Source organism: Streptococcus oralis (assembly GCF_001578945.1).
Taxonomy (GTDB): Bacteria; Bacillota; Bacilli; order Lactobacillales; family Streptococcaceae; genus Streptococcus; species Streptococcus oralis_Q.
Genome location: NZ_KQ969551.1, coordinates 222,530 through 225,167, shown reverse-complemented (window position 1 = coordinate 225,167; position 2,638 = coordinate 222,530). Strand labels below are relative to the sequence as shown.

At 42.4% G+C, this 2,638-nt stretch carries 3 protein-coding genes; all 3 read right to left on the bottom strand.

All coding sequences use genetic code 11. The annotated features are described in order from the left end of the window. Positions 1-1,082, bottom strand: a 1,082-nt coding sequence (locus SORDD16_RS11650) for a UvrD-helicase domain-containing protein (protein ID WP_241734010.1), incomplete at its 3' end; no start/stop codon positions are given. Positions 1,083-1,170: 88 nt separating this feature from the next. Continuing rightward, positions 1,171-1,683, bottom strand: coding sequence for a GNAT family N-acetyltransferase (locus tag SORDD16_RS03790; protein ID WP_061452435.1), 513 nt, complete (start codon positions 1,681-1,683; stop codon positions 1,171-1,173). 73 nt (positions 1,684-1,756) lie between these two features. Next, positions 1,757-2,638, bottom strand: an 882-nt coding sequence (locus tag SORDD16_RS03785; RefSeq protein WP_128973463.1) for a formate--tetrahydrofolate ligase, incomplete at its 5' end; no start/stop codon positions are given.

The following is a 2,638-nucleotide window of genomic DNA, read 5'->3' as shown; positions in this document are numbered from 1 at the left end:
GTACGGGACTGGGCGTTTGTACGGTAGAGAACCGCAAAGTCTTTGTGGAGGAAGTTTTGACTGCGACCAAGTTCATCGATGGTTTTGGCTACAAAAACAGCCTCGTCTTGTTCGTCATTTGCACGATAGTAAATAATCTGCTCTCCATCGGCATTCTGAGTCCAGAGATTCTTAGGACGACGGTTTTTATTATTTTTAATAACATCGTTAGCAGCTTGAAGAATGGTTTTGGTTGAACGGTAATTCTCTTCTAGCAAAACGACCTTGGCTTGAGGATAATCTTTCTCGAAGTCCAAGATATTCTGCATATCAGCCCCACGCCAACCGTAGATAGACTGGTCCGCATCCCCAACCACACAGATATTTTTAAAGCGTGAAGCCAAGAGTTTGACAAGTTGGTACTGGGCATGGTTGGTATCTTGGTACTCATCAACATGGATGTACTGGAACTTCTGCTGGTAGTAGGTCAAAACATCAGGATTCAGATCAAAGAGACGCAAAGTCAACATAATCAAATCATCAAAATCAACAGACTCTGACTGACGAAGCTCTTTCTGATAGGCTGTATAACACTGGGCTACGATTTGCGTATACATATCACCAGCCTGAGCAGCATAAGCCACATCATCAATCAAGTCATTCTTAGCATTGGAAATGGTTCCCAAAATGGTTCGTTCATTCCATTTTTTCGGATCCAAGTTCAACTGCTTGAGAATGCGTTTCATGAGAGTTCGTTGCTCACTAGGATCTACAATAGTGAAATTCCGATTGTAGCCAATATGATCCGCATCGCGACGTAGGATACGAACACACATGGAGTGAAAGGTCGCAATCAGACAGTCCTGGGTTGCTGGATTAAGGCTATAAGCACGCTCCTTCATCTCACGCGCAGCCTTGTTGGTAAAGGTAATGGCCAGGATATTCCAAGGATTAACCATCTTTTCATCAATCAAGTAGGCGATTCTGTGAGTCAAAACTCGAGTCTTTCCAGAACCAGCTCCAGCCATGATCAATAATGGACCTTCTGTTGTTTGCACCGCCTCGGCTTGACGGTCATTCATTCCATTCAATAATGCGTTCATTTTCTCTTCCTTACTCTTGAAGTCAATGTTTCTATTATATCAGAATTCAGAGAAAATATCTTTACCTAGACTAGTTGCGAGTTGAATTCTATTCTCTCATATCATCAGGAGGAGTCAATGACTTTTGCATCCAAACAATATCATGCCATTTTCCAAACTTATAGCCTATCTTAGGGAAATGAGCTACTTGTTCATAGCCCCTCTTTTGGTGAAGAGAAATGCTTCTATCATTCGGTAAAGCAATACAAGCTAAGAAGCGTAAGTAACCCCTAGACACTAGTTCTTCCTCCAGATAGTCATAGAGTAGACTCCCTAACCCTCGATCTTTGGCTTCTTGATGCAAGTAAATTGACACTTCAACTGACCAATCATAAGCTCTCCTATCATAATAGGTGGAAGCATAGGCATATCCCAAAATTTTGCCTTCTTCCACTAGCACTAGATAAGGATATTTAAGCAAAGTCTTTTGAACTCTTCTTTGAAATTCTTCAACACTTGGCACCTCGTATTCAAATGTAATGGCTGTATTAAGGACATAGGGAGCATAAATAGCAAGTAGTTCTGGAATATCAGACTCCCTTACTGTACGAATCGTTGGCATAAATTCCCCTCTCTAAAATCGAAAATGAGCTTGGAAAGCTTTTCCAAACTCATTTGAAATCAATTGCAATTTACTAGAACAAGCCTAGAACAGTTCCGTCGCTTTCAACATCCATGTTGAGAGCGGCAGGTCGTTTTGGAAGGCCTGGCATGGTCATGACATCACCTGTTAGGGCAACGATGAAACCTGCCCCTAATTTTGGTACTAATTCACGAATGGTAATTTCAAAGTTTTCTGGAGCTCCAAGTGCATTTGGATTGTCAGAGAAACTGTACTGAGTTTTCGCCATACAGATTGGCAATTTGTCCCAACCATTCTGAACGATTTGGGCAATTTGCGTTTGAGCTTTCTTCTCAAAGTTCACTTTGCTACCACGGTAGATTTCAGTGACAATTTTTTCAATCTTTTCTTGAACAGAAAGATCGTTGTCATAAAGACGTGTGTAGTTAGCAGGATTTTTTTCAATCGTCTCAACGATGGTTTCCGCAAGCGCTACGCCACCTTCAGCCCCATTCGCCCAGACACTTGCTAGTTCAACTGGAACATCGATTGAAGCACAAAGTTCTTTCAAAACTGCAATTTCTGCTTCTGTATCAGTGACAAATTCGTTAATCGCAACGACTGCTGGAATACCAAACTTACGGATGTTCTCAACGTGGCGTTTCAAGTTGGCAAAACCTGCGCGAACTGCTTCTACATTTTCTTCTGTAAGAGCATCCTTAGCTACGCCACCATTCATCTTAAGGGCACGAAGGGTTGCGACGATAACAACTGCATCTGGAGAAGTTGGCAAGTTTGGTGTCTTGATATCGAGGAATTTCTCAGCACCAAGGTCCGCACCAAAACCGGCTTCAGTAACTGTGTAATCAGCCAAGTGAAGGGCTGTTGTCGTTGCCAAGACAGAGTTACATCCATGAGCAATGTTGGCAAACGGGCCTCCATGTACAAAAGCAGG